The organism is Falsiroseomonas sp. E2-1-a20, assembly GCF_051433195.1.
GTDB lineage: Bacteria > Pseudomonadota > Alphaproteobacteria > Acetobacterales > Acetobacteraceae > Falsiroseomonas.
This window is the reverse complement of sequence record NZ_JBHMFT010000036.1, coordinates 1-24,421: the sequence shown is the minus strand read 5'-3', so window position 1 is coordinate 24,421 and position 24,421 is coordinate 1. Positions and strand designations below refer to the sequence as shown.

General features: G+C 71.6%; 24 protein-coding genes. 14 read left to right on the top strand and 10 right to left on the bottom strand.

The genetic code is table 11. From position 1 onward, the window contains the following. The first annotated feature begins 122 nt into the window (after positions 1–122). From ACFHPP_RS25595 to arfB, 3 genes are all read left to right on the top strand, one after another. On the top strand, positions 123–461 hold the full coding sequence (locus ACFHPP_RS25595; RefSeq protein ID WP_437166089.1) for a P-II family nitrogen regulator: 339 nt from the start codon (positions 123–125) through the stop codon (positions 459–461). A 43-nt stretch (positions 462–504) separates the two neighbouring features. Next, positions 505–1,833 carry an ammonium transporter gene (locus ACFHPP_RS25590; protein WP_437166073.1) on the top strand — a complete coding sequence of 443 codons (1,329 nt, stop codon included), beginning with the start codon at positions 505–507 and terminating at the stop codon, positions 1,831–1,833. A 112-nt stretch (positions 1,834–1,945) separates the two neighbouring features. Next, positions 1,946–2,359 carry an alternative ribosome rescue aminoacyl-tRNA hydrolase ArfB gene (arfB, locus tag ACFHPP_RS25585; protein WP_437166072.1) on the top strand — a complete coding sequence of 138 codons (414 nt, stop codon included), beginning with the start codon at positions 1,946–1,948 and terminating at the stop codon, positions 2,357–2,359. Positions 2,360–2,482: 123 nt separating this feature from the next. On the opposite strand, the gene ACFHPP_RS25580 is transcribed toward arfB, so the two are convergent. Next, positions 2,483–3,262, bottom strand: a complete 780-nt coding sequence (locus tag ACFHPP_RS25580) for an SDR family NAD(P)-dependent oxidoreductase (RefSeq protein WP_437166071.1) — start codon at positions 3,260–3,262, stop codon at positions 2,483–2,485. A 135-nt stretch (positions 3,263–3,397) separates the two neighbouring features. On the opposite strand from ACFHPP_RS25580, the gene ACFHPP_RS25575 reads away from it, so the two are divergent. Beyond that, a complete protein-coding gene (locus ACFHPP_RS25575; RefSeq protein WP_437166070.1) occupies positions 3,398–5,938 on the top strand; it encodes a DNA translocase FtsK 4TM domain-containing protein in 2,541 nt (846 codons plus the stop codon). Between the two features lie 83 nt (positions 5,939–6,021). Beyond that, the gene (locus ACFHPP_RS25570) at positions 6,022–7,137 is read left to right on the top strand and encodes a sensor histidine kinase (protein WP_437166069.1); all 1,116 of its coding nucleotides are present in this window, start codon (positions 6,022–6,024) and stop codon (positions 7,135–7,137) included. A gap of 19 nt (positions 7,138–7,156) precedes the next feature. Here the strand turns inward: ACFHPP_RS25570 and ACFHPP_RS25565 are convergent, their stop codons facing one another. The 9 genes from ACFHPP_RS25565 to ACFHPP_RS25525 form a co-directional block, all read right to left on the bottom strand. Continuing rightward, positions 7,157–8,413, bottom strand: a complete 1,257-nt coding sequence (locus tag ACFHPP_RS25565; protein WP_437166068.1) for a M16 family metallopeptidase — start codon at positions 8,411–8,413, stop codon at positions 7,157–7,159. Then, complete coding sequence (locus ACFHPP_RS25560; protein ID WP_437166067.1) at positions 8,410–9,828, bottom strand: M16 family metallopeptidase; 1,419 nt, start codon at positions 9,826–9,828, stop codon at positions 8,410–8,412. Before ACFHPP_RS25560 ends, ACFHPP_RS25565 begins: the two co-directional genes overlap by 4 nt. Before the next feature lie 72 nt (positions 9,829–9,900). Continuing rightward, positions 9,901–11,592 carry a methyl-accepting chemotaxis protein gene (locus ACFHPP_RS25555; protein ID WP_437166066.1) on the bottom strand — a complete coding sequence of 564 codons (1,692 nt, stop codon included), beginning with the start codon at positions 11,590–11,592 and terminating at the stop codon, positions 9,901–9,903. 99 nt (positions 11,593–11,691) lie between these two features. Further along, positions 11,692–12,132, bottom strand: coding sequence for a hypothetical protein (locus ACFHPP_RS25550; protein WP_437166065.1), 441 nt, complete (start codon positions 12,130–12,132; stop codon positions 11,692–11,694). A 119-nt stretch (positions 12,133–12,251) separates the two neighbouring features. After that, positions 12,252–12,590, bottom strand: coding sequence for a hypothetical protein (locus tag ACFHPP_RS25545; RefSeq protein WP_437166064.1), 339 nt, complete (start codon positions 12,588–12,590; stop codon positions 12,252–12,254). Between the two features lie 28 nt (positions 12,591–12,618). Then, positions 12,619–13,572: an ornithine carbamoyltransferase gene (gene argF, locus ACFHPP_RS25540; RefSeq protein ID WP_437166063.1), complete on the bottom strand. Its 954-nt coding sequence runs from the start codon at positions 13,570–13,572 to the stop codon at positions 12,619–12,621. Next, positions 13,569–14,771 (bottom strand): aspartate aminotransferase family protein, encoded by a 1,203-nt coding sequence (locus ACFHPP_RS25535; RefSeq protein WP_437166088.1) that lies wholly within the window; start codon positions 14,769–14,771, stop codon positions 13,569–13,571. Before ACFHPP_RS25535 ends, argF begins: the two co-directional genes overlap by 4 nt. A 169-nt stretch (positions 14,772–14,940) precedes the next feature. Continuing rightward, complete coding sequence (locus ACFHPP_RS25530) at positions 14,941–15,297, bottom strand: hypothetical protein (RefSeq protein ID WP_437166062.1); 357 nt, start codon at positions 15,295–15,297, stop codon at positions 14,941–14,943. Positions 15,298–15,428: 131 nt separating this feature from the next. Beyond that, positions 15,429–16,136, bottom strand: coding sequence for a PRC-barrel domain-containing protein (locus ACFHPP_RS25525; protein WP_437166061.1), 708 nt, complete (start codon positions 16,134–16,136; stop codon positions 15,429–15,431). A gap of 171 nt (positions 16,137–16,307) precedes the next feature. On the opposite strand from ACFHPP_RS25525, the gene ACFHPP_RS25520 reads away from it, so the two are divergent. The 9 genes from ACFHPP_RS25520 to ACFHPP_RS25480 all read left to right on the top strand — a co-directional run bounded on the left by ACFHPP_RS25520 (position 16,308) and on the right by ACFHPP_RS25480 (position 24,313). Further along, complete coding sequence (locus ACFHPP_RS25520) at positions 16,308–16,946, top strand: RecX family transcriptional regulator (RefSeq protein WP_437166060.1); 639 nt, start codon at positions 16,308–16,310, stop codon at positions 16,944–16,946. Continuing rightward, complete coding sequence (locus ACFHPP_RS25515) at positions 16,946–17,695, top strand: AzlC family ABC transporter permease (RefSeq protein WP_437166059.1); 750 nt, start codon at positions 16,946–16,948, stop codon at positions 17,693–17,695. Before ACFHPP_RS25520 ends, ACFHPP_RS25515 begins: the two co-directional genes overlap by 1 nt. Before the next feature lie 8 nt (positions 17,696–17,703). Beyond that, positions 17,704–18,000 (top strand): AzlD family protein, encoded by a 297-nt coding sequence (locus ACFHPP_RS25510; protein ID WP_437166058.1) that lies wholly within the window; start codon positions 17,704–17,706, stop codon positions 17,998–18,000. 145 nt (positions 18,001–18,145) lie between these two features. Then, complete coding sequence (ileS, locus tag ACFHPP_RS25505; RefSeq protein WP_437166057.1) at positions 18,146–20,959, top strand: isoleucine--tRNA ligase; 2,814 nt, start codon at positions 18,146–18,148, stop codon at positions 20,957–20,959. 5 nt (positions 20,960–20,964) lie between these two features. Continuing rightward, positions 20,965–21,462: a signal peptidase II gene (gene lspA, locus ACFHPP_RS25500; RefSeq protein ID WP_437166056.1), complete on the top strand. Its 498-nt coding sequence runs from the start codon at positions 20,965–20,967 to the stop codon at positions 21,460–21,462. Next, positions 21,459–21,992: a DUF3035 domain-containing protein gene (locus ACFHPP_RS25495; RefSeq protein WP_437166055.1), complete on the top strand. Its 534-nt coding sequence runs from the start codon at positions 21,459–21,461 to the stop codon at positions 21,990–21,992. Before lspA ends, ACFHPP_RS25495 begins: the two co-directional genes overlap by 4 nt. Positions 21,993–22,129: 137 nt before the next feature. After that, positions 22,130–23,107, top strand: coding sequence for an Hsp33 family molecular chaperone HslO (locus ACFHPP_RS25490; protein WP_437166054.1), 978 nt, complete (start codon positions 22,130–22,132; stop codon positions 23,105–23,107). 142 nt (positions 23,108–23,249) lie between these two features. Beyond that, on the top strand, positions 23,250–23,930 hold the full coding sequence (locus tag ACFHPP_RS25485; protein ID WP_437166053.1) for a hypothetical protein: 681 nt from the start codon (positions 23,250–23,252) through the stop codon (positions 23,928–23,930). Next, positions 23,927–24,313, top strand: coding sequence for a RidA family protein (locus ACFHPP_RS25480; RefSeq protein WP_437166052.1), 387 nt, complete (start codon positions 23,927–23,929; stop codon positions 24,311–24,313). The genes ACFHPP_RS25485 and ACFHPP_RS25480 overlap by 4 nt, the downstream gene beginning before the upstream one ends. The last annotated feature ends 108 nt before the right edge of the window (positions 24,314–24,421 follow it).

Genomic DNA, 24,421 nt, shown 5'->3' with positions numbered 1-24,421 from the left:
GGTCGATTGCATGCAGGTTGAATGCGAGGGAAAGCAAGGCAGTTTCCGAGTGGCACGTTCCTTGGATTGAACATCGCGCTGCGCGTTGGCCGCTGCGAGTTGGGAAGGGGATCTACGGCGCGATGAAGCTGGTCATGGCCATCATCAAGCCTTTCAAGCTGGACGAGGTGCGCGATGCGCTCACTCCGCTCGGCGTACAGGGGCTGACGGTTACCGAGGTGAAGGGTTTCGGGCGGCAGAAGGGCCAGACCGAGATCTATCGCGGAGCCGAGTATCACGTGAGCTTCCTGCCGAAGCTCAAGATCGAGGTCGCGGTATCCGCCGAGATGGTGGACGCGGTGGTCGAGGCGATCGCCGGCGCGGCGCGCACCGGCAAGATCGGCGATGGCAAGATCTTCGTCATGGACGTGGAACGCGCCCTGCGGATCCGCACCGGCGAGACCGATGACCAGGCGCTGTAGGGCCATGCAGGACAACCAGATGCCTATGACAAGGAACGGGGGAATGACGAGGATTGCGCGCGCCGCTGCCATGGCGCTGCCGGCGCTGGTCGTATCAGGCGCGGCCTTCGCGCAGGATGCGACCATCGACACCGGCGATACAGCCTGGATGCTGACCAGCACGGCCATCGTGCTGCTGATGACCGTGCCGGGCCTGGCGCTGTTCTATGCGGGCATGGTCCGCAAGAAGAACGTGCTGGCCACCATGATGCAGTCCTTCGCGGTCGCCGGCCTGGTCGGCGTGCTGTGGATGGTGGCCGGCTACAGCCTGGCCTTCGGCGAGGGCAACGCCTATATCGGCGACCTGTCCCGCGTGCTGCTGTCCGGCATGGGCGAGACCTGGGACAAGCCCTTCGTGCTGGGCTCCGGCGATGCGGCGGTGGCGACGACCATCCCGGAAAGCGTCTTCATCACCTTCCAGATGACGTTCGCCATCATCACCGCGGCGCTGATCACCGGCGCGGTCGCGGACCGCATGAAGTTCTCCGCCCTGATGGTCTTCGTCGCGCTGTGGACCCTGCTGGTCTATTCGCCCGTCGCGCATTGGGTATGGCACCCAAATGGCTGGATCTTCGCGCTCGGCGCGCTGGATTTCGCCGGCGGCACGGTGGTGCACATCAATGCCGGCGTCGCCGGACTGGTGGGCGCCGTGGTGCTGGGCAAGCGGGTCGGCTACGGCAACGACAACATGTCGCCCTACAACCTGGCCTTCGCCGTCATCGGCGCCAGCATGCTGTGGGTGGGCTGGTTCGGCTTCAACGCCGGTTCCGCCGTGGGCGCCAATGCGCGCGCCGGCATGGCGATGCTGGTGACGCAGGTGGCCGCGGCGGGCGCGGTGATGGCGTGGCTGGTGGCGGAATGGGCGATCAAGGGCAAGCCTTCCGTGCTCGGCGCCATCTCCGGCGCCGTCGCGGGCCTGGTCGCCATCACCCCGGCGGCGGGCTTCGTGCTGCCGGGCTCCGCGCTGGTCATCGGCGTGGTGGCGGGCCTCGCCGGCTTCTGGGGTGCCACGGCGCTGAAGCACTGGTGCGGCTATGACGACAGCCTGGATGCCTTCGGCGTGCACGGCGTCTGCGGCATCGCCGGCGCGCTGCTGGTCGGCATCTTCGCCTACGGGCCGTTGTCCGGCACGGCGGCGGCGCCGGAGGGCATCAGCGGCTCCATGGCGCAGTTCATGATCCAGTTCTATGCGGTGGCGGCGGTGTTCATCTTCACGGCGGTCGCGACCTTCATCCTGCTGAAGGTGGTGGATGCCATCGTCGGCCTGCGGGTGACCGAGGAGGAGGAGCGCGAGGGCCTCGACGTGACGCTGCACGGCGAACGCCTCGGCTGATCCGGCCGAACGGACGGGACAGGGCGTCGGGGGCAACCCCGGCGCCCTTTTCGTTTGCATGACGCCAGAGTTTTGTTTGCGCGCGCCGCGCGGGCGGTGCATGAGCGCGCACATGGCCCATCCGCCGAAAATTCCCGACGACGCGCTGGAGGAACGCTTCGTGCGCTCCTCCGGCCCCGGCGGCCAGAACGTCAACAAGGTGGAGACGGCGGTGGAGCTGCGGCTCGACCTGCGGCGCCTCGACCTCGGCGAATACGCCGCGCGCCGGCTGGCGACGCTGGCCGGGCGGCGGATCACGCAGGACGGCGTGTTGGTGATCCAGGCGCAGCGCTTCCGCACCCAGGACCGCAACCGCACCGATGCGCGGGAGCGGCTGGAGGAATTGCTGGCCAAGGCGCATGAGCCGCCGCCGCCAACCCGCCGCGCCACCAAGCCCAGCTACGGCGCGCAGCTTCGGCGGCTGGAGGGCAAGTCCCGCCGCGGTGACGTGAAGAAGCTGCGTGGCGGGAAGCCGATGGCGGACTGACACCCAAGGATGGACGCAGGCGGACCGGTCCCTTGACCGGTCCGAGGCCGCGAATGCGGCCCGCCGCCTATGCGGCGAAGCCAAGGAAACCGGAGGTTTCCGCCCGGCGCATGAGGGCGGCCTTCAGGACTTCGCGGTTCCCGGCGCCGCCATCCTTGCGTGCTGGTGCGCCAGGACCGAGGCCGGGGTGACCTGCGCGACCGCGGCCAGCATGCGGTTCTTCCAGCCCGCCACCACGTCGCCGTCGCCGCGCAGCATTGCCTCGAACCCCACCCGGGCGACGAAGGCCGGGTCGTCCTTGCGGCCGGCGCCGACCCTGCTGCGGTCGTCGCCGGCGCGCCTGAAGAACTCGGTATCGGTCGGCCCGGGTAGCAGGCAGGTGACGGTCACGCCGGTTTCCTCCAGCTCCGTCCGCAGCGCCCAGGAGAAGTTGTCGATGAAGGCCTTGGATGCGTTGTAGACCGCGTGGTAGGCGCCGGGCAGGAAGCCGGCGATGGAGCCGGTGATCAGGATGCGGCCCTGCCGCCGGTCGCGCATCCCGCGCCCGACCTGATGGATCAGGTCCAGCGTGCCGGTCACGTTGGTGTCGATGACGTGGCGGATGTCGGCAAAATCCTGGTCGAGGAAGGCCTGGCCGAGCCCGTGCCCGGCATTGGCCAGCAGCGCCTGCACCGGCCTTCCGCGCGCGGCCTGCACCAGCTTCGCCACGCCCTCCCGCGTCGCGAGGTCGGCCTGCACGGTCCCGACCTCAGCGCCCAGGGCCCGGCAGGCGGCGGCGGCTTGGTCCAGCGGCGTGTCTGCGGCCAGCAGCAGGTCGTGGCCGTGCTCGGCGCAAAGCCTGGCCAGTTCCAGGCCGATGCCGGAGGAGGCGCCGGTGACAAGGGCGAGGGGGCGGCCGGGCATGGCGGCCTGCTCCGGTGCTGCGATCCCGACAGTCAAGCACCGACCACGCTCCGTCTGCAACGCATCGGATAAGACCGTTCAATCCGAGAGGCTTCCGGTGTAGAGTTGCCGGCACGCTTCAGGACCCGACCTTCCATGGCCCGCACTGCCAGCCCTCCGGCCGCAGGCGGCCGGCTTGCCGCCGCCGGCCGCCGCTTCGCCTCGCCCGCCGTCCGCGCCGCCATGCGCCGCCGGGTGGCGGAGCTTCTGGGGCTGGTGCTGGTGCTGTTCGCGCTGGTCCTGGGTCTGGCGCTCGCCAGCTACGACCCCGGCGACCCGTCCTTTTCCACCGCGACCTCCCAGCTCACCCGCAACCTGGCGGGGCCGATGGGCGCGCATGCGGCGGATGTCCTGCTGCAGGGCTTCGGCTACGCCGCCTTCCTTCCGGTGGCCTGCCTGATGACCTGGGCCTGGCGGCTGGCCTCCCACAAGGGCCTGGCGCCCTTCGTGCTGCGGCTGGCCTGCCTGCTGGCGACCTTGCCGCTGCTCGCTGCCACCATGATCCTGTTGCCGCTGCCCGCCGATGCGCCGGCCGCCGCCGGGCCCGGCGGTGCGGCCGGGCCGGTGGTGGCGGAGGCGGCGCTGGGCCTGCTGCGGGACCTGCTGGGGCCGGTCGGCGGCGGCATCGGCCACCTAGCGATCGCGGCGCTGACCGTGCTGTGCGGCTTCGTGGCACTCGGCCTGAGCCTCGGGGAGTGGCGTCGCGCCGGTGCCGCGGCGGGGTCCGTCGCCGGCACCGCCGCCACCGGCGCCGCGCGCGTCACCGCGGCCGGGGCCCGGCAGGTGGGGGAACGCGTGCCGCCGGGCGCCGTCGCCCGCGCCGTGGCCTGGCCCTTCGCCGCGCTGGGTCGCGCGGTGGGCGGTGCGGTAAGGCGGCGGCGGGAGCGCGAGACGCCGCTCTCCGAACTGCTGCGCAACGCCGACGCCCTGGCCGAGGAAGCGCCGCCGCCGAATGCGCCGCGTCGCCGCGAACCTTCGCTCGGTGGCGCCGTGGCGCGGGAGATGCCGGCGGAACCGGCCGCGCCCGCCGCCCGGCCGAAGCCCGCCGCGCCGCGCGTGGCGGACCGGGCCGCGGCGCCGAAGCCCGTCGCCAATGCCCGCCAGGGCAGCCTGCCGCTGCCGGACGGCACCTGGCGCTTCCCGCCGCTGTCCCTGCTGACCGCGCCCCCCGTGCGCCGCGCCACCGGCCCGTCCGAGGAGGCGTTGCAGGGCAATGCGCGGATGCTGGAGACGGTGCTGGAGGATTACGGCGTGCGCGGCCGCATCGCCGAGATCCGCCCCGGCCCGGTGGTGACGCTGTACGAGCTGGAACCCGCCCCCGGCACCAAGTCCGCCCGCGTCATCGGCCTCGCCGACGATATTGCCCGAAGCATGTCCGTCACCGCGGTCCGCATCGCGACGGTGCCCGGCCGCAACGTCATCGGCATCGAGATGCCGAATGCGCGGCGCGAGACCGTGCTGCTGTCCGAACTGCTGGTCGGCGAGGATTGGCACAAGCATCCCGGACGCCTGAACCTGGCGCTCGGCAAGGACATCGGCGGCACGCCGGTGATCGCCGACCTCGCCCGCATGCCGCATCTGCTGATCGCGGGCACCACCGGCTCGGGCAAGTCGGTCGCCATCAACACCATGATCCTGAGCCTGCTCTACCGGCTGTCGCCGGATGAGTGCCGCTTCATCATGATCGACCCGAAGATGCTGGAGCTGTCCGTCTACGACCGGATTCCGCATCTGCTGGCCCCGGTGGTGACGGAGCCTGCCAAGGCGATCGGCGCGCTGAAATGGACCGTGCGGGAGATGGAGAAGCGCTACCGCGCCATGTCCCAGCTCGGCGTCCGCAACATCGCCGGCTACAACGAGAAGGCGATCGCCGCGCGTGACCGCGGCGAGGTGATGACCCGCCGCGTGCAGGTCGGCTTCGACCCCGAGACCAACAAGCCGCTGTTCGAGGACCAGCCCTTGGCGCTCGAACCCCTGCCGATGATCGTCGTGGTCATCGACGAGATGGCGGATTTGATGATCGTCGCCGGCAAGGAGATCGAGGCCGCGGTGCAGCGCCTGGCGCAGATGGCGCGCGCCGCCGGCATCCATGTGATCATGGCAACCCAGCGGCCTTCGGTGGACGTCATCACCGGCACCATCAAGGCAAACTTCCCCACCCGCATCAGCTTCCAGGTCACCTCCAAGATCGACAGCCGCACCATCCTCGGCGAGATGGGCGCGGAGCAGCTTCTGGGGCAGGGCGACATGCTGCACATGGCCGGCGGCGGCCGCATCAGCCGCGTGCACGGGCCGTTCGTGAGCGACCAGGAGGTCGAGGAGATCGTCGCCTTCCTGCGCGAACAGGGCGAGCCCGCCTATGTCGAGGAAGTCACCGAGGTCGACGAGGAGGCCGAGGAGGGCGGCGCGCTCGGGATGCTCGGCGGCAACACCGATGGCGAGGCCTCGCTGTACGACCAGGCGGTGGACCTGGTGACGCGGGAACGCAAGGCCTCCACCAGCTTCGTCCAGCGCCACCTGAACATCGGCTACAACCGCGCCGCCAAATTGATCGAGCAGATGGAAAAAAACGGTGTGGTTGGCGCCGCGAACCATGTAGGCAAGCGGGAGGTCCTTGCACCTGGTGCCCGCGACTGATTGCGCGCCACTGATTGCGGGGCCTTGCCCGCGGCCCTAACCTGAGTTCTGCCCGGCCCCGGTTGCCGCGCAGGAGGGGCGATGTGTCGGTCGGATTGAGGCCCTGGTCCGAAGCGGAACGGCTGGCGGCGCTGCACGGATACGACATCCTCGACCAGCCCCTCGATGCCCAGTTCGACGATTTCGTGCAGATCGCGGCGCAGGTCTGCGAGGCGCCGATCGCCGTGGTAAACCTGATCGACCAGGGGCGGCAATGGTTCGCCGCCGAACGCGGGCTGGGGGTACGAGAGACGCCGCTCGACGTCTCCATCTGTGCGCATGCGATCCTGCAGCCCGGCGTCTTCGTCATCCCCGACCTGACGCAGGATGGGCGCTTCAACTGCAACCCGCTGGTCACCGGCGACCCGCGCCTGCGCTTCTATGGCGGTGCGCTGCTGGAGACGCCGGAGGGCCTGCCGCTCGGCACCATGTGCGTGCTGGACTACGAGGCGCGCCCGCAGGGGCTGACGGAGCGCCAGGCCTTCACGCTGCGGGCGCTGGCCCGGCAGGTGATGACCCAGCTGGAACTGCGCCGCGCCGTCGCGGAGAAGGCGTTGATGATCCAGGAGGCGCACCATCGGGTGAAGAACAGCCTGCAGATGGTGCAGTCGCTTCTGAACCTGCAGGCGCGCTCGGCGGCAGACCCGGAGGCCGCGCAGCAGCTTCGCGAAAGCGCCGGTCGCATCAACACCTTCGGCGCGCTGCATGAGCATCTGTACCGCTTCGGCGCGGCGGCCCGCATCGACCTGGCGGACTACCTGGGCGGGCTGGTCGATGGCCAGGACGAGGCGCTGGCCTCCACCTTCGAGGGGCGCGAGATCGTGCTGGTGGCGGACCGGATCACCTGGCCGTCCTCGGATGCGCCATCGCTCGGCGTCATCGTGTTCGAGTTGGTCACCAACGCCCTGAAATACGGCGCAGGGCGCGTCACCGTCACCTTGCGCTCCCAGGGCGAGGTTGTGGTGCTGTCCGTCGAGGATGAAGGGCGCGACCTGCCGGCGGATTTCGACCCGTTCCGCAGCAAAGGCCTCGGGATGCGGGTCATCACCAGCCTGCTGCGCGGCCGGCAGGGGCACCTCGCCCTGGATCAGGATCGGCCGAACACCCGCTTCATCGTCCGCCTGCCGATGCCGGCGGACCGGGCCATCCGCCGCCCCTGAGGTGGGGCGGCGGCCGGGTTCAGATCCCGACCGGCTTGCCCGCGATGGCCACCGAGAGCGCCTCCGGCCGCAGCAGCCGCGCGGCCACCTGCCGCACCCGGTCGAGCGTCAGCCCGCGCAGCCGCTCGCTGCGCCCGGCCAGCCATTCCACCGGCCGGTTGTTGCGTTGCAGCGCCAGCAACGTGCCGGCGATGCGGCGGCTGTCGGTGAATTGCAGCGGCAGGTTGCCGGTCAGGAAGGCCACCGCATCGTCCAGCTCCGCCTGGGTCGGACCCTCGGCCGCCATGCGCGCCCATTCCGCCCGCGTCACCTCCAGCGCTTCCACGACCTTGGCGTTGTCGGTGGCGGAGGAGCCGACGACGACGCCCTGGCCGAACAGCGTGTCGATCCCGCCGCCGATGCCGTAGGTCAGCCCGCGCTGCACCCGCACCGCCTCCATGAGGCGGGAGGAGAAGCCGCCGCCGGCCAGGATGCGCAGCACGACCTGGAAGGATTCCCATTCCGGGTCGTCGATCGGCAGGCCCGGCTGGCCGAACTGGATGGCCGATTGCGGCGCCTCCACCGGCACGACCAGCGGCGGGAACTGGCGGAAGGCCGGCAGCGGCGGGGCGGAGGGTGGCGGGCCGCCTGGCAGGCCGGCGAAAAGCCCGGGGAGAAGCTGGGCAAGCTGCGCCGCGGTGATGGCGCCGCTGGCGGCCACCTGCACGCCACCGGCGCGGAGCTGGCGGGCCAGCGCGTCGCGGATCGCCTGTTCCGGCAGGGTTGTCAGCGTCTCCACGGTGCCGGAGGTCGGGCGGCCGGCGGGATGATCCGGGAAGGCCGCGGCCCAGAAGGCGCGGCCGACCTGGCCGCGCGGCGTCTCCAGCGCCGCCCGCGCGCCGGCCACCGCGCGGCCACGCACGCGGACCAGCGATTGTTCCTCCAGCCGCGGCGCGCGCATCGCCAGATTGGCCAGCCGTACCGCCTCCGGCAGGGCCGGCAGAAGGGCACGGAAGGAGCCCTCGAAGCCGTCCCGCTGCGCGCCGAAGGACAGGCCGATGGCCTCGTCGCGCAGCGCGTCGGCGAATTCCGTCATGCCGAGTTCGCCGGCCCCTTCGGTCAGCAGCGCCGCGCCCATGGCCAGCGCGCCGGCATGGTCCGCTGCATCCAGCGCCGCGCCGCCGCCCCAGCCCCAGGCGAGGGAGACGACCGGCACCGAATGATCCTCGATGAGCCAGGCGGTCAGGCCGCCGGGCGCCGAGACCTGCTGGATGTCCAGGCTGAAGGTGCCGCTCACAGCCGCACTTCCGCCGGCGCCGCGACGCCTTCGGGCAGCAGCCACCCGCTGGTCGACGGCGCCTGTCCAAGCACGGCCACCGCGGCTGCCGCCACCTGGTCCCGCGTCACGGCCCGCAGCCTGCGCGGCCAGTATTCCACGCTCTCGATCGGCAGGCCGATGGCGAGCGTGTTGCCGATCATGCGCGGTGCCGCGCCCAGCCCGTCCAGGGCCAGCAGGGCGCCGGCGGACATCTGGCGGATGCTGCGGGCGACCTCGGCCTCGGTCGGCCCGCCCTCGTCCAGCAGGCGCTTCACCTCGGCCATCATGGCCTGCTCCACCCGCTCCGGCGCCACCTCCCGCCGCGGGGTGGCGGAGATGTCGAAATCGCCATGGCCGGCGCTGTCGCCATCGTAGCCAGCCCCCACGCCCAGCGCGAGGCCGCCTTCGACCAGCGCCCGGTGCAGGCGCGAGCCCTGGCCGCCGCCGAGCAGGTGGCGCAGCACCTCCAGCGGGTCGGCGTGCTGCGTCGCGCCGGCGGTCAGCGTCGGGGCCTGCCAGGCGCGGATGTAGGTCGCCTCGCCGCGCAGCCGCGGGTCGTTGCGGATGATGCGGGTCTCGGGCGGCGTGGCAGGCGGCGGCGCGCGGTCGCGCGGGACGGCGGGGCCGGCGGGCAGGGCGCTCCAGTCATCCTCGATGATGCGCCAGAAATCCTCCCTGCCAACGGCCCCGGCCACCACCAGCACGGCGTTGCCGGGGGCGTAGCGGGCGCGGAAGAAGGCCAGCAGGTCATCGTGGGAGATGGCGCGGATTTCCTCCTCCCAGCCGATGATCGGGCGGCCGTGCCAGTGCTGGCGGCCCCACATGCCGGCCTGGAACTGCTCGAAGAACAGCGCGCGGGGGGAGGAGCCGGTGCGCTGGGCGCGTTCCTCCAGGATCACCTGGCGCTCCGATTCCATCTCCGAGGCCGGGATCAGCGCGGCGGCGAAGCGGTCCGCCTCCATCATCGCGACCAGGTCGAGGCGGCTCGCCTCGACATGCTGGAAATAGGCGGTGACGTCGCGGGAGGTATAGGCGTTGTCGTTGCCGCCCTCGCGCGCCACGCGGCGGGAGAATTCCCCGGAGGCGACGCGCGGGCTGCCCTTGAACAGCATGTGCTCCAGGTAGTGGGCGATGCCGGAGAGCCCCGGCGGGTCCTCCCCGCCGCCGGCCGAGACATAGGCGTAGTGCGCCACCACCGGGGCCCGGCGCTGTTCCACATGCGCCACGCGCAGGCCGTTCGGCAGGGTGCGGAGCGTGGCGCCGAACAGCGGCCGTTCGGCCAGGGCCGCCGCGCTCGGCGCGGTGGTGGCGCTGGCGCTGGCGGCATTCGCCTGGGCGAGGGCGGCGGCGGCGGCTGCCGCCTGGAGGGCGGCGCGTCGGGTCAGGGCTGTCATGCTCGCCAACATGGGCCCGCCGGGCCGGATGGCAAAGGCACCGGCCACGGGCTTTCGAGAAACCGTGCCGGTTCAGGCGCCCCGCAGCGTCGCCGCGAAGCGCGCCACGTCCTGGCGCAGCGCCGCGCCCTGCCGGCCGACCTCAGCACCGGTCCCGCGCAGCGTCCCGATGCCGGAGGCGGCGGCGGCGACCTCCTCCGCCAGGCCGTGGATCTCGCCGGTCGCGGCATCCGTGCCCGCGGCCGCTTCCAGCGCGTTGCGGGCGATGTCCCGCGTCGCCTCGCCCTGCTGTTCGACGGCGGAGGCGATGGCGCCGCTGACCTCCTCCATCCGTGCCACCGCGGCGGCGATGCCGCGCACGCTGTCCACCGCCCGGTCCGTGGCGCCGCGCATGGCGCCGATCTGGGCGGAGATTTCCTCCGTCGCCTTCGCGGTCTGCGCCGCCAGCGTCTTCACCTCGCTGGCCACCACGGCAAATCCCTTGCCCGCATCCCCGGCCCGCGCCGCCTCGATCGTCGCGTTCAGCGCCAGCAGGTTGGTCTGCGCCGCGATGTCGGCGATCAGCTTCACCACGTCGCCGATGCGCGATGCCGCTTCCGCCAGCCCCGCCACCGTGGCGTCCGAGGCGCGGGCGGCGCCGGCGGCCTCCCGGGCGCGGCGGGCGCTTTCCTCGACCTGGCGGGTGATCTCGGACACGGAGGCCGCCAGCTGCTCGGCCGCGGCGGCGACGGCCTGGACGTTGCCGGTGGCCTCGCCGAGCCGCGCCGCGCCCTGTTCGGCGCGCTGGCTGCTGCGCTGCCCGGCCTCCCCCACCGCATCGGCATGGCGGACGAGGTCTTCCGCCGCGCTGCCCAGCGTCGCGGCGATGCCGCCGATGGCGGATTCCAGCTGGTCCGCGGTGGCGCGGCGGCCGGCGACGCGGGCGGCGTGGGCCTCGGCCTGCGCCGTCTCCGCCGCCGCCTGCCGCGCGCCGGCGGCCTGGGTCGCATCCCGCAGGGCCGCGACGGCGCGACCGATCTCGCCCAACTCGTCGCCACGGTTGGTGCCGGGCACGGTGGTATCCAGCCGCCCCTGGCCCATGGCGCGCAAGGCGGCGGCGAGCCCCGTCAGCGGCCGCAGCATGGGCCGCAGCAGCAGGGCCAGGACCAGCGCCGCCACGGCCAGCAGGCCCAGGCCGATCATCACCGCCTGTCCCGTCGCGGCCCGGGTCTGGGCCTGGGCGGTGACGAGGTCGACGCCGACGAACAGGATGCCGACCTGGCGCCCGGCCGCGTCGCGCACCGGCTCGTAGACCGTGAGGTAGGGCAGGCCGAGGATGATCGCCTCCCCCCGGAAGGTCTCCCCGCGCCGCACCGCCTCCCGCGCCGCGCCCGGGCCGAGGATGGTGCCGGTGGCGCGCGTGCCGTCGGCGCGGGCGACGCTGGTGGCGATGCGGGTTTCCTGCGCGAAGATGGTGGCGACGCCGCCGCCGATGGCCTTGACGCGGTCGGTCACCTCGTTGCGGCCGGACAGCGGCGTCTCGCCGATGAACAACTGGTCCGCCCCCTCCAGCCGCCAGCCCTGGCCGAGGTCGCCGACCAGGGTGCGCAGCAGCACCAGGTTGCGGTCCAGTTGCTGCGCCGCCACGGCGCGTTCCCGGTCCCGCAGCGCGGCCAGGTTCCAGCTTTCCAGCGCAACGAGGCTCAGCAGAAGCGTCACCACGGCAACGGCCACGATGCGGGCGCCGAGGCTGATGCGGCCGAGCCGCGCGATCAATGGTTTCACTGCCTGCCCATCCGTCCTGCGCCGACAGGATGGGGCGAAGGGCTTAACTTGCCGTGAAGCAGGGATCATGATCCGGGGTAGGGCGGTGCGCCCGGCGACCTAGACCGTGGCCTCCAGGAAATGCAGGCCTTCTTCCACCGACGCCACGAGCCGGAAGCTCCTGAACAACTCGGCGAACTTGGTCCTCGTACTAATGTCGGCCTTGCCCACGCGCCTGTGCACGCCGACCATGCGGTATCGCTCCGCCCTGGTGCCGCCGAGCATCGCCTCGGGGCCCACCTTGGGGTCGTTGCACAGGTAGGTCAGCGACAGCGAGGTGGGGCTGAGCTGGTGGAAGCGTTCGATGCCGCCGCCATGCGCGTGCAGGTAGGCCGAGTACATCAGGTATTCGTAGAGCGGTCGCTCCTCCAGCGTCTGGCGGCTGCAGAGCAACTGGCCGATATTCAGTCCAGTTGACGCATGGACATGTTCGTCAAGGTCGCGGCAGACCGACCGCCGAAGGCCGAAAGGCGTGTAGATGTCGAGGACGGCCTCCGGCATGTCCGGGACGGCGACACCGAAGTAGCGCAGCGGCCCCTGGAGGTGGTCCTTCAGCAGCCGGTGGCGGCCGATGTTCCGCCCGGTTTCGTCGAAGAAGTAGGTCCAGTCGATCGGTCGGATCAGGATGTTCTTGGCGTCGAGGGTGATGAAGGACTCACCCTCGTGATCTTGTAGCCGAGCAGCTTCAGGGCCTGCTGCCGCCAGTAGCCCTTGGTGTCCGGCGTCGCCGGCAGAAGATCCTCGCTCGGCACGAACCTGACCCGTCCGGCCAGATGGCGATACTCCGGCAGGATGTCGGACTGGAAATAGGCCGCAAGCCGCTCCGGGCTGGGGTCGTTGTTCACGACGACCAGGCTCCGGACCGAGTCCGGATCGAGGTACTTCGCCATGGAGCGCGCCTGCAGATGCAGCAGCCTGACGTCGCCCCAGTAGCCGACCGTCAGGTAGTCCAGCCTCATCCGACGAAGACCACCGCGCCGCCGCGGCTCACCCGGCCCCGAGCGCCCACAGCAGCACGCCCTTCTGCGCGTGCAGCCGGTTCTCGGCCTCGTCGAACACCACGCTCTGCGGGCCGTCCAGCACCGCGTCGGTGATCTCCTCCCCGCGATGCGCCGGCAGGCAGTGCATCACGATGGCGTCGGCGGCGGCGCCCTTCAGCAGGGCCTCGTTCACCTGGTAGGGCGCCAGCAGGTTGTGGCGGTTGACCTTCTGCTGGTCGGTCTCGTCCGACATGGACACCCAGGTATCGGTCACCACGCAGCGCGCGCCGGCCACCGCCGCCTGCGGGTCGTTGGTCAACTCGATCTGCGCACCTTCCGCCCGCGCCCAGGCGATCAATTCGGCCGAGGGCGCCAGTTCGGGGGGCGTCGCCAGGCGCAGCGTGAAGCCGAAGCGGGCGGCGGCCTGGATGAAGCTCTGCGCCACGTTGTTGCCGTCGCCGGTCCAGGCCACGACCTGCCCCGCGATCGGGCCGCGGTGCTCCTCGAAGGTCATGACATCGGCCATGAGCTGGCAGGGGTGGGAGACATCCGTCAGCCCGTTGATGACGGGGATGGTGGCGTGCTGCGCCAGCTCGCGGATCTTCCGCACATTGTCGGTGCGCATCATGATGGCATCGACGTAGCGCGACAGCACGCGCGCCGTATCCGCCGCACTTTCCCCGCGCCCCAACTGCATGTCCTTCGAGGACAGCACGATGGCATCGCCGCCGAGCTGGCGGATGCCGACCTCGAAGCTGACGCGGGTGCGGGTGGAGGGCTTCTCGAAGATCAGCGCCACGGATTTGCCGGCCAGCGGCTTGTCCGTGACCTGCCCGCGCTTGGCGGCGACGCCGAGGTCGAGCATGCGCCGCAGCACGGCGGCATCGAGGTCCATGAGTTCGAGGAAATGCCGCGGGGAGGGGGCAATCCCTCCCGCCACCGTCTTCAGTGCCGCGCTCATTTCGCGGCGGCCTGCGCCTTGCTCGGGGTCATGCGCAGGCAGGTGCGGTCGAGCAGGCGCAGCGCCTCCGCCACCTCGGCCTCGCCGATGATCAGCGGCGGCGCCAGGCGCAGCACGTTCATGCCAGCGGCGACGGTCAGCAGGCCTTCTGCCACCGCGGCGGCCTGCATCTCGCCGTTGTTGACCTCCGGCCGCAGCTTGATGCCGAGCAGCAGCCCGGCACCCTGCACACCCTCGATCACCTGCGGGTGACGCGCCGCGAGGTCGAGCAGGCCATGCCACAGCAGCCGCGCCACCTGGTCCACCTGGTCGAGGAAGCCCGGCGCAAGGATCACGTCGAGCACGGCATTGCCGGCGGCGCAGGCCAGCGGGCCGCCGCCATAGGTGGTGCCATGCGTGCCCGGCTTCAGGTGCTTCGCCACCTTCTCCTTTGCCAGGACGGCGCCGAGCGGGAAGCCGCCGCCGATGCCCTTGGCGGCGGACATCACGTCGGGCTCGATACCCGCCCATTGATGCGCCCAGAGTTTCCCGCTGCGCCCCATGCCGGTCTGGACTTCGTCCAAGGCCAGCAGCAGGCCATATTCGTCGCAGACGGCGCGAAGCTCACGCAGGAAGCGGAGATCGGCGGGACGCACGCCCCCCTCGCCCTGCACCGGCTCGATCATGATGCCGGCTGTCTGCGGGCCGATGGCATCCCGAACCGCGTTCATGTTGCCGAAGGGCACGTGGTCGAAGCCCTGCACTGGCGGGCCGAAGCCGGCGAGGTATTTTGCGTTGCCCGTGGCGGACAGCATGCCGAGGGTGCGGCCGTGGAAGGCGCCCTCGAAGCAGATCATGTGGAAGCGCTCGGGGTGGCCGTTTTCCGCATGGTATTTGCGCACGGCCTTGACCATGCCCTCGTTCGCCTCGGCGCCCGAATTGCAGAAGAACACGCTGTCCGCGAAGCTGGCGGCGACATGGCGCGCGGCCAGTTCCTCCGCCTGCGGCACGCGGTACAGGTTTGAGACGTGCATGACGCGCGCCGCCTGGTCCGCGATCGCCTTGGTCAAATGCGGGTGGCCGTGGCCGATGGAGGAGGTGGCGATGCCGGCGCCGAAATCGAGGAATCGTCGCCCGTCCGTCGTCCACAGCCAGGCGCCCTCGCCCCGCTCGAAAGCGAGGTCGGCACGGTTGTAGGTCGGCATCAGGGCGGGGATCACGCGATCCATCCTCCTTCGCTCCGCACGGCCTGGCGCCTTTCGCCGAGGCGGGCACGGAAGCCGGATAAATTGCCCGACTTCGCGACGCCGGTCAAAGATGCCGCACAAGAAAAAGGCCGGCCGAGGCTTCCGCCCCGGCCGGCCTGAACGCTCGGGACAGGCCCGATGGCTACTGGCGCACGCCGCCGCTGTTCGACGGATAGGCGCCCGAGGTGTTGGAGCCGGTGGTACGGTCGTAGGCGCGTTCCACCGCTGTGCCCGGCGGGTTGCCCGGCCGGCCATCCGACTGGCGCGGGAAGGCGCCGGAGGTGTTGGTGCCGGCGGCCCGGTCCAGGGCGCGCTCGGCCGCGGTGCCGGTCGGGTTGTTGCCGGTGCCGTCCGGGCTGGTGGGCGGGCTGGCCGTGGCGCGGTCATAGGCCCGCTGCGTGGCGGTGGAGGGCGGGTTGCCCGCCATGCCATCCCGCCGGCCCTCGGCGCAGGCCACCAGCGGCACCAGGGCTGCCAGCACGAAAAGGGACTTCTTCATCACGGCTCGTTCTCCGATGGTGCGCGGCGGCTGCCGGCTGGAATGCCTGGCAGCGTGTGCCGCGCGGTGGGCAATCTGGCCGGACCATGACCGCGCCCCTCCGGGGGTGGTCATGGGCCGGGGTTGGAACGTCAGCCGCGGCGGTTGACGGTGTCGTATTCGAAGGCCGGCAGGCTCTGCAGGCTGTCCTTGGTGGCGCCCGGCAGCATCCAGCGGTTGCGCTCGGCGTCGTGCGTCAGGCGGTCGTAGGGGATCGCCACCAGCTTGGCGCCGATGCCCAGGAACCCGCCGACCGAGACCACCGCGACCATCTGGCCACCCGACGACTGGAAGATCAGGTCATCGACTTCGCCGATGCTGTTGTTCTCGTCGTTGTAGATGTTGGAGCCGATGATCCGGCTGGCGCGGCGGCCGTCACGGATGCTGGCGCTGTCCACGGACATGGTGGAGGAGGTGGCGCCGGTGGCCGTGCTGCCCGTGGCAGTGCCGGTGGGCGACGTGCCCATGGTGGTGCCCGTCGTGGTCCCGGTGCGGCCCTGCGTCGTCGTGCCATCCGTCGCGCGGTCGATCGCGCGGCCGGCGGCGGTGCCGGGCGGGTTGTTGCCGGTGCCATCCGGGTCGGTGCGGTTGCCCGTCGCGCTGTCCAGCGCCCGCTGCGTCGCGGTGGAGGGCGGGTTGCCCGGGGTGCCGTCAGCCGGGTTGGCGGTGCCAGGAGCCTGGGCCGTCATGCCGCCGCGGGCCTCGTTCGGGGTCGCGGCGGTCTGGCCGAAGGCGACCATCGGCGCGCCAACCAGGGCGATCGCGGTCGTCATGGACAGGAAGGTCTTGCTGCTCAGCATGGCGTATCTCCTTTTGCGTCCGGGGTCGTTTGCGCGGTTCCGGCAGTGGTCGGAGAACGCGGCACCTCGTCCGAAAGTTTCGCAGGCGCGGTCGTTTCTGAACCGCCAAGGTGCGCGGCGTCGTGGGCGGCGGGTCGCCAGGGGACGGGCCGGCATGCGAGGATGGGGACGATGACACCGCGCTCCCGGCCGGGCACCAGGCCCGCATCCAGGTCGGCATCCAGGCCAGCTGACCAGACGCGCCCGCCCGGCCCACCCCCCAGCGCCACCCGGCTGCAGGAGGCCGCGGCCGCGCACCTGGCGCGCTACGCGACCACGGAGGCCGGGCTGCGCCGGGTGCTGGCGCGCCGGGTGGACCGCTGGGCGCGCGCGGCGGAGGCTTCCGGGATGACGGACCTGGCGCCGCTGGTCGCGGCCTCGAAGCAGGCGGCCGCGGAGGTTGCGCGCGCCATGGCGGCCGCCGGCACGGTGGATGACGCCGCCTTCGCCGAAAGCCGCGCCCGCCGGCTGCTGCGCGGCGGCCGGTCCCGCCGCGCGGCGCTGGCCCACCTGGCGCAGAAGGGCGTGGGGGCGGAGATTGCCGCGGCGGCGCTGCCGGAGGGGGAGGAGGCCGAGCTGGACGCCGCCCTGGCGCTGTGTCGCCGTCGACGTGTCGGCCCCTTCGCCGCCGGCGAAATGCCACCGGAATTGCAGCTGAAGGCGCTGGCGGCGCTGGCCCGCGCCGGCTTCGGCCGCGGCATCGCCGAACGGGCGCTGGAGATGGACCCGGAGGAAGCCGAGACCCGCCTGCTCGCCTTCCGGCGCGGCTGATGGCCGAGCCCGCCCGCGCTGCCGCCCCTGGGGTTCATCGAGTCGTCTTCACCCGCGTGGGCATACGGCTGGGGATCCGGCGCAGCATCGCGCTGGGGTTCGGGATGCTGCCCTTCGGCATCGTCATCGGCGTGCTGTCGGCCGCCAAGGGGCTGTCCTTCCCCGAGACCATGCTGATGACCATGCTGGTCTTCGCCGGCTCCGCGCAGCTGGTGGCGCTGGAGCTGTGGGCCGACCCGGCGCCCATCCTGGCGGCGACCATCGCGACGCTGGTGGTGAACATCCGCATGGCGCCGATGGGCGCGGCGCTGGCGCCGTGGCTCGACAGGCTGCGCGGCTGGCGGCTGTGGGGCACGCTGGCGACGCTGGTGGACCATTCCTTCGCCATGGCCATCGCGGAACAGCGCGCCGGCGGGCGCGATGCGGGCTACCTGCTGGGCCTCGGCATCGGCATCTGGCTGGCCTGGGTGGCGACGGTGGCGCTGGGGTATCTCGGTGGCGGGCTGCTGCGGGTGCCGCCGGGGCATCCGCTGTTCTTCGCGGCCATCGCCGCCTTCCTGTCCATCCTGGTGCCGCTGTGGCGCGGGCCGCGGGTGGACCTGGTGCCCTGGGTGGTGGCCGGGCTGGTGGCGCTGGCGGCCCACCGGGCGGCGCTGCCGGTGCCGCTGCCGCTGCTGCTGGGCACCTTCGCGGGCGCCGGCCTTGGCGCCTGGATCGAGACGCGGAAGGGGTCCGTGTCATCGAGGTGAGGCTGGACGTGCTGCTGGCCATCCTCGGCATGGCGCTGGTCACCTATGCCAGCCGGGCCGGCGGCTATGCGGTGCTGCGCGTGGTGCGGCCGCCGGCCTTCGTGCAGGCGCTGCTGCGGCACCTGCCGGGGTGCCTGTTCGTCGCCTATGTCACGCCGCCGCTGCTGGCGGGGTCGTGGCCCGCCTGGATCGGCGCGGCGGTGGTGGTGGCGGTGCAGATGGCGACGCGCAACATCGCCTACGCCATCCTGGCCGGCGTGGCGGCGGTCTGGGGTGCGCAGTGGGGGATAGGGGGCGGTCCTTGACCGGGCTGGGCCGGCATCCGCATATAAGCGGCATGTTCCGCGGGAATTCCGGCCTCCGAATTATCCGCCCGGCCCATTAGGGCCGGGTCTTCGCCGCGCGCCGTACCCCGATCCAGGCCCGTTGTGGCCGCATGAGACCGCACCCATGAACGACGCCCCCTCCGAGACGGCCCCGGCCCGCGACTATCGCGGCACGGTCTTCCTGCCGAAGACCGACTTCCCGATGCGGGGCGACCTGCCGAAGCGCGAGCCCGCCTGGCTCAAGCGCTGGGAGGATACGGGCCTTTGGCGGCGCCTGCGCGACAACTCCAAGGGGCGCCCGCCCTTCGTGCTGCATGACGGCCCGCCCTACGCCAACGGCCCGCTGCATATCGGCACGGCGCTGAACAAGATCCTGAAGGACGTCATCAACCGCGCCGCGCAGATGGCCGGCCATGATACCGACTACGTGCCGGGCTGGGACTGCCACGGCCTGCCGATCGAGTGGAAGATCGAGGAGCAGTACCGCGCCCGCGGCCTCGACAAGGACAGCGTGCCGATCCTGGACTTCCGCGCCGAATGCCGCGCCTACGCGACGCATTGGCTGGACGTGCAGCGCGCCGAGTTCAAGCGCCTCGGCGTGCTCGGCGACTGGGACGGCCGCTATGCCACGATGGATTTTCCCTCCGAGGCGGTGATCGCCGGCGAGATCGGCAAGTTCCTGATGAACGGTTCGCTGTATCGCGGCCTGCGCCCGGTGATGTGGTCCCCGGTCGAAAAGACCGCGCTGGCCGAGGCGGAGATCGAGTACCACGACCACGTCTCGCCGACGCTGTGGGCGCGGTTCCGGCTGAAGCAGGCCGGTGCGGCGGATCTGCGCGGCGCGAGCGTGGTGATCTGGACCACGACGCCCTGGACCATCCCGGGCAACCGTGCCGTCGCCTATGGCCCGGAGATCGACTACGCGCTGGTGCATGTGGAGGGCGTGGCCGAGGGCAGCGCGCTGGTGCCCGGCGAGTTCCTGCTGGTGGCGCTGCCGCTGCTGCCGCAGTTCGAGAAGGATGCCGGGCTCGGCGCGCATTCGGTGAAGCGGCTGCTGAAGGGCGAGGAACTGGCGGGCGCCATCGCCGCGCATCCGCTGGCCGGCTGGGACGGCGCCGCCGGTGGCTACGATTTCGGCGTGCCCCTGCTGCCGGGCGATTTCGTCACGACCGAGGCCGGCACCGGCTTCGTCCACATCGCCCCCGGCCATGGCGAGGACGACTTCAACCTCGGCCGCACGCATGGGCTGCCGGTGCCGGAGACGGTGGGCGATGACGGCACCTTCACCATCCACGCGCCAGGCTTCACCGGCCAGCATGTCTTCAAGGCGCATGACGCCGTCTACGCCGCCTGCCTCGCGCAGGGCACGCTGGTCGCGAAGTCCAGGCTGACGCACAGCTACCCGCATAGCTGGCGGTCGAAGAAGCCTGTGATCTTTCGCGCCACGCCACAGTGGTTCATCGCGATGGACGATGCCAACGCCATCCGCGCCAAGTCGATGCAGGCGATTGCCGACACCCACTTCGTCCCCGACATCGGCCGCAACCGCATCGGCGGCATGGTCGCCGTGCGGCCGGACTGGTGCATCAGCCGGCAGCGCGCCTGGGGCGTGCCGATCCCGGTCTTCGTGGAGAAGGCGACGGGCGAGCCGCTGCGCGACCCGGCGGTGATGGACCGCATCACCGGGGCCTTCCGCACCGAGGGTGCCGATGCCTGGTACCAGCCCGGCGCCGCCGCCCGCTTCCTGGGCGAGGGCCGTGATCCCGCCGCCTATGAGCAGGTGATGGACATCGTCGATGTCTGGTTCGAATCCGGCTCCACCCACGCCTTCGTCCTGACGCCGGAGCGCGGCCTGCGCTTCCCGGCCGACCTGTACCTGGAAGGCTCGGACCAGCATCGCGGCTGGTTCCATTCCTCGCTGCTGGAATCGGTGGGCTCGCGCGGCGTGGCGCCGTTCAAGGCGATCCTCACCCACGGCTTCGTCCTGGACGAGCAGGGGCGGAAGATGTCGAAGTCGCTCGGCAACGTCGTGGCGCCGCAGGATGTGGTGAAGGACCACGGCGCCGACCTGCTGCGGCTCTGGGTGATGAACACCGACGTCACCGAGGACCAGCGCATCGGCAAGGAAATCCTCAAGCAGCAATCCGAGCTGTACCGCCGCATCCGCAACACGCTGCGCTGGCTGCTCGGCAACCTGGACGGGTTTTCGGACGCGGAGATCGTGCCGCATGCGGAGCTGCCGGAGCTGGAGCGCTGGGTGCTGCACCGGCTGGCGGAGCTGGATGCGCGGCTGCGCCAGGCGGTGCGCGACCATGACTGGACCGGGGTGTATCCGGACATCCACGCCTTCTGCGCGACGGACCTCTCGGCCTTCTACTTCGACGTCCGCAAGGACAGCCTCTACTGCGACGCGAAGGACAGCCCACGCCGCCGCGCCGCGCGCACCGTGATCGACCAGCTGCACCGCTGCCTGACCGCCTGGCTGGCGCCGGTGCTGGTGGCGACGGCGGAGGAAAGCTGGCTGACGCGCTTCCCCGACGACACCGACAGCATCCACCTGCGGGACTGGCCCACGGTGCCAGTGGACTGGCGGGACGAGGCGCTGGCGGCGAAGTGGTCGGCGATCCGCGCCTTCCGCCGCACGGTGACCGGCGGCATCGAGGATCTGCGCCGGGCCGGGACCATCGGCGCCTCCCTCCAGGCGCAGGTCGAACTGACCTTCGGCGAGGGCGACCCGGCCGATGTGCTGACCGCGGCACAGTGGGAGGAAATCCTCATCGTGTCGCAGGCCAGCGTGTCCCAGGGCGCGCAGACTGCCGCCGTGCCTGGGGTGGCCGCGGGCGAGAAATGCGACCGCTGCTGGCGCGTGCTGCCGGAGGTCGGGCAGTCGCAGGCCCACCCCACGCTCTGCCGCCGCTGCGAAGCGGTGGTCGTCTGAAGCCCATGCTGCGGATCGGCCTGCTGCTGGCCCTGGCGGTGCTTGCCGTCGACCAGGCGACGAAGTGGTACATGCTGTTCGTGCTGGACCTGCCGCGCGTCGGGCATATTCCGCTGGTGGCGCTGGGGCCCTTCGGCTTCGACCTCACCATGGTCTGGAACCGCGGCGTGACCTTCGGCCTGCTGGCCGGCGAGGGGCCCTGGTCGCAGACGCTGCTGGCCCTGCTGGCGCTCGGCATCGCCGGGTTCCTGCTGCGCTGGATGGCCCGGGCCGAGAACCGGCTGACGGCGCTGGCACTTGGCGCAGTGGTGGGCGGGGCGGTGGGCAATGTGATAGACCGCTTCCGCTTTGGCGGCGTGGCGGATTTCTTCGACGCCCACGCCTGGGGCTGGCACTGGTACGTGTTCAACCCGGCCGATGCGGCGATTGTACTCGGCGTGATGGCACTGATCGGCGATGCCTTGATCCGGCCATCGCCGGCCGTTAAGGGAAGCGTCCCATGAAGCTTTTCCGCACCGTTCTGCTCGGCCTGCCCCTGCTCGCGGGGTGCGGCGGCGACACCGCCCGGTCCTTCGGCTTCACGCGGGACCCGCCGGATGAATTCCAGGTCACCACCCGCGCGCCGCTGTCCGTGCCGCCGCGCATGTCAGGGCTGCCGCTGCCGACCCCCGGCGCGCCGCGGCCGCAGGAACAGCGCCCCCCGGCCAGCGCCATCCTCGGCACCGCGCCACAGGCCGCCGCCGCACCCTCCGGCGCGGAACGTGCGCTGCTGGCCCAGGCCGGGCAGGCGGCGCCCGACAACATCCGCAGCCAGGTCGATGCCGAAAGCCTGCGGCTGGACCGGCCGGAGCGCAGCGTGGTGGACCGCCTGATGTTCTGGCGCGCCGACCAGACGCAACCCGGCACGGCCGTGGATGCGCAGCGGGAGGCGCAGCGCCTTCGGGAGAATGCGGCACTCGGCCGCGAGAGCACGGATGGCGTGACGCCGGTGGCGCAGCCGCCACGTCGTGGCCTGCTCGATTCGATCTTCTGACCTGCGCCGGCGGGTGGTGGCCGGGACGCCCGGCCGCCCCCATCTGAGGTCTCCGTAGCGTCCGCTGCCGGCAGGGCCATGCCCTCGCCGGCCTTCCTGTTTTCGCGCAAGTCCCGCGCCAGTTGGTGGTTTCGCCCGTGACCGATCCGACCGCCCCTTCCGCCACCCCCGCCTTCCTGAACCACGACCGCCCGCCGGTGCCCGACCTGGTGGTGCCGCGCGGCGTGCTGCCCTTCCACCTGGACCAGCGCCCGGTGCGCGGGCGGCTGGTGCGGCTTGGCGCGCTGGCGGACGCGATCCTCGGCCGGCATTCGCAGCACCCCGCCGTGCTGCGCCTGATGGGGGAGGCGCTGGCGCTGACGGCTGCGCTGGCCACCGCGCTGAAGTTCAAGGGATCCTTCAGCCTGCAGGCCAAGGGCGATGGCCCGGTCTCCCTGCTGCTGGCCGACTGCACCGATGCCGGCGCGCTGCGCGGCACCGCCAAGGTGGATGCGGCGCGGCTGGAGGCGCTGCTGGCGGAAAACCCGCACCCGACCGCGGCGGCGCTGCTGGGCTCCGGCTACTTCGCCTTCACCTGCGACCAGGGCGACGACATGGAGCGCTACCAGGGCATCGTCGCGATCGAGGGCGAGAGCCTGGCCGACATGACCGACAACTACTTCCGCACTTCCGAACAGTTGCAGAGCCAAGTCCACCTGGCCTGCGGCCGCAGCCTGGCCGGCTGGCGCGCCACCGCCCTGGTGATCGAGCGCGTGGCGACGGAGGGCGGCGTGGTGGCGGAGGCGAACCAGGAGGACCAGGACGATGCCTGGCGCACCGCCCAGGCCCTGGTCGGCACGCTGAAATCGGAGGAGATGCTGGACGATACGCTGACCGCCGACCGCCTGCTGCACCGGCTGTTCCATGCCGAGGGCCTGCTGGTGGATCGCCCCCGCGCGCTGTCCTATGGCTGCCGCTGTTCCCGCGCGCGGCTGGCCGCGGTGCTGGAGAATTTCGGGCCGGAGGACCTGGACCACATGGCCGAATCCGGCGCCATCACCATGACCTGCGAGTTCTGCGCGCTGGATTTCCGCTTCGAACGCGCCGAGGTGGATGGCAAGGCGGGTCGGGGTTAGCAGGTTGCGAAAAAAGCCTTCTCCACCCTCAGGGGGGAGAGGGCTTTTTCGGCGAATTCCCGCAGCCTTTTAAGGCGCGGTTACGGCTGGACCCGGCGGCCCGGCTGCATTACCGGAGATGGGGCCGCGAGGAACCTGCCCCATGCCGATGCGTCGCCACCTGCTGAAAGCCGCCCTGGGCCTGCCGCTGCTGCCTGCCGCCTGTGCCTCCGCGCCGGAACCGCCGCCGCTGCGGCCGCTGGTGGAGGGCTACCGGCACCTGACCCCGTTGCGGCTGAACGTGCTGGACATCGAGATCGAGCCCCCGCTGCCCGGCGTGGTGCAGGTGACGGAACCGGCGCCGATGCGCCCGGATGTGGAATTGCGCCGGATGGCGGAACACCGGCTGGTGCCGATCGGCACCGAGGGCCGCGCCCGCTTCGTCATCGCCAATGCCCGCTTCGTCCGGCAGCGGCTGGCCGGCGGCGGGATGTTCTCCGGCGAACCGGGCGAGCGCCTGACCGTTGAACTCGCCGTGCGGGTGGAAATCTTGGCCGGTCCGGAAGCGGCGCGCGTCGCCTTCGTGGAAGCCCAGGCGCAGCGGAGCCAGACGGTCGCCGATGGCGCCACGCCGGCCACGCGGCTGCGGGCGGCGGAGGATGTGGTGCGGCAGGCGATGGAGGCGATGAACGTGGAGTTCGAGTTCCAGATGCGCCGGACGCTGCGGGCCTGGCTGGCCGAGGGCCTGACGCCCAACGCCCCGGCCCCGGTGCCGGTGGAGCGCGAGGACCTGCCCGGTGGCGCACCGGCCGGGACGCCGTTCACGGGGGGCCCGGGCACATGACCATTACCTTCAGCAACCCCGAGGGCGTCCATACCCCCGGCTCGCGCTATTCCCACGCCGCACTGGTGGAGGGTGCGACCCGGCGGCTGGTCATCTCGGGCCAGATCGGCGTGGCGCCGGACGGCACGGTGGTCTCGGGCGGGGAGGCGCAGATTGCCCAGGCGCTGGCGAACCTCGGCGCGGTGCTGGCCGCGCATGGCATGGGGCCTGCGAACATCGTGAAGATGGGCGTGTTCCTGACCGATCGCGGCCTGATCACGCCCTGGCGGATGGAGCGGGAGAAGTTCCTCGGAACCCTGGCCCCGGCCAGCACCCTGCTGATCGTGGCCGGGCTGGCCGATCCGCGCTTCGTCTTCGAAGTGGAAGCCGAAGCGGTCGGTTAGAGCATTTTCAAGTCAGGCGGATACGCCTGACGGCTCGGAAAATGCGCCAAATCAACCGCTAGGGCCGTTTCCCCTGTTTATTGCGTAAGTGAAAAGGTCCTAAACCTC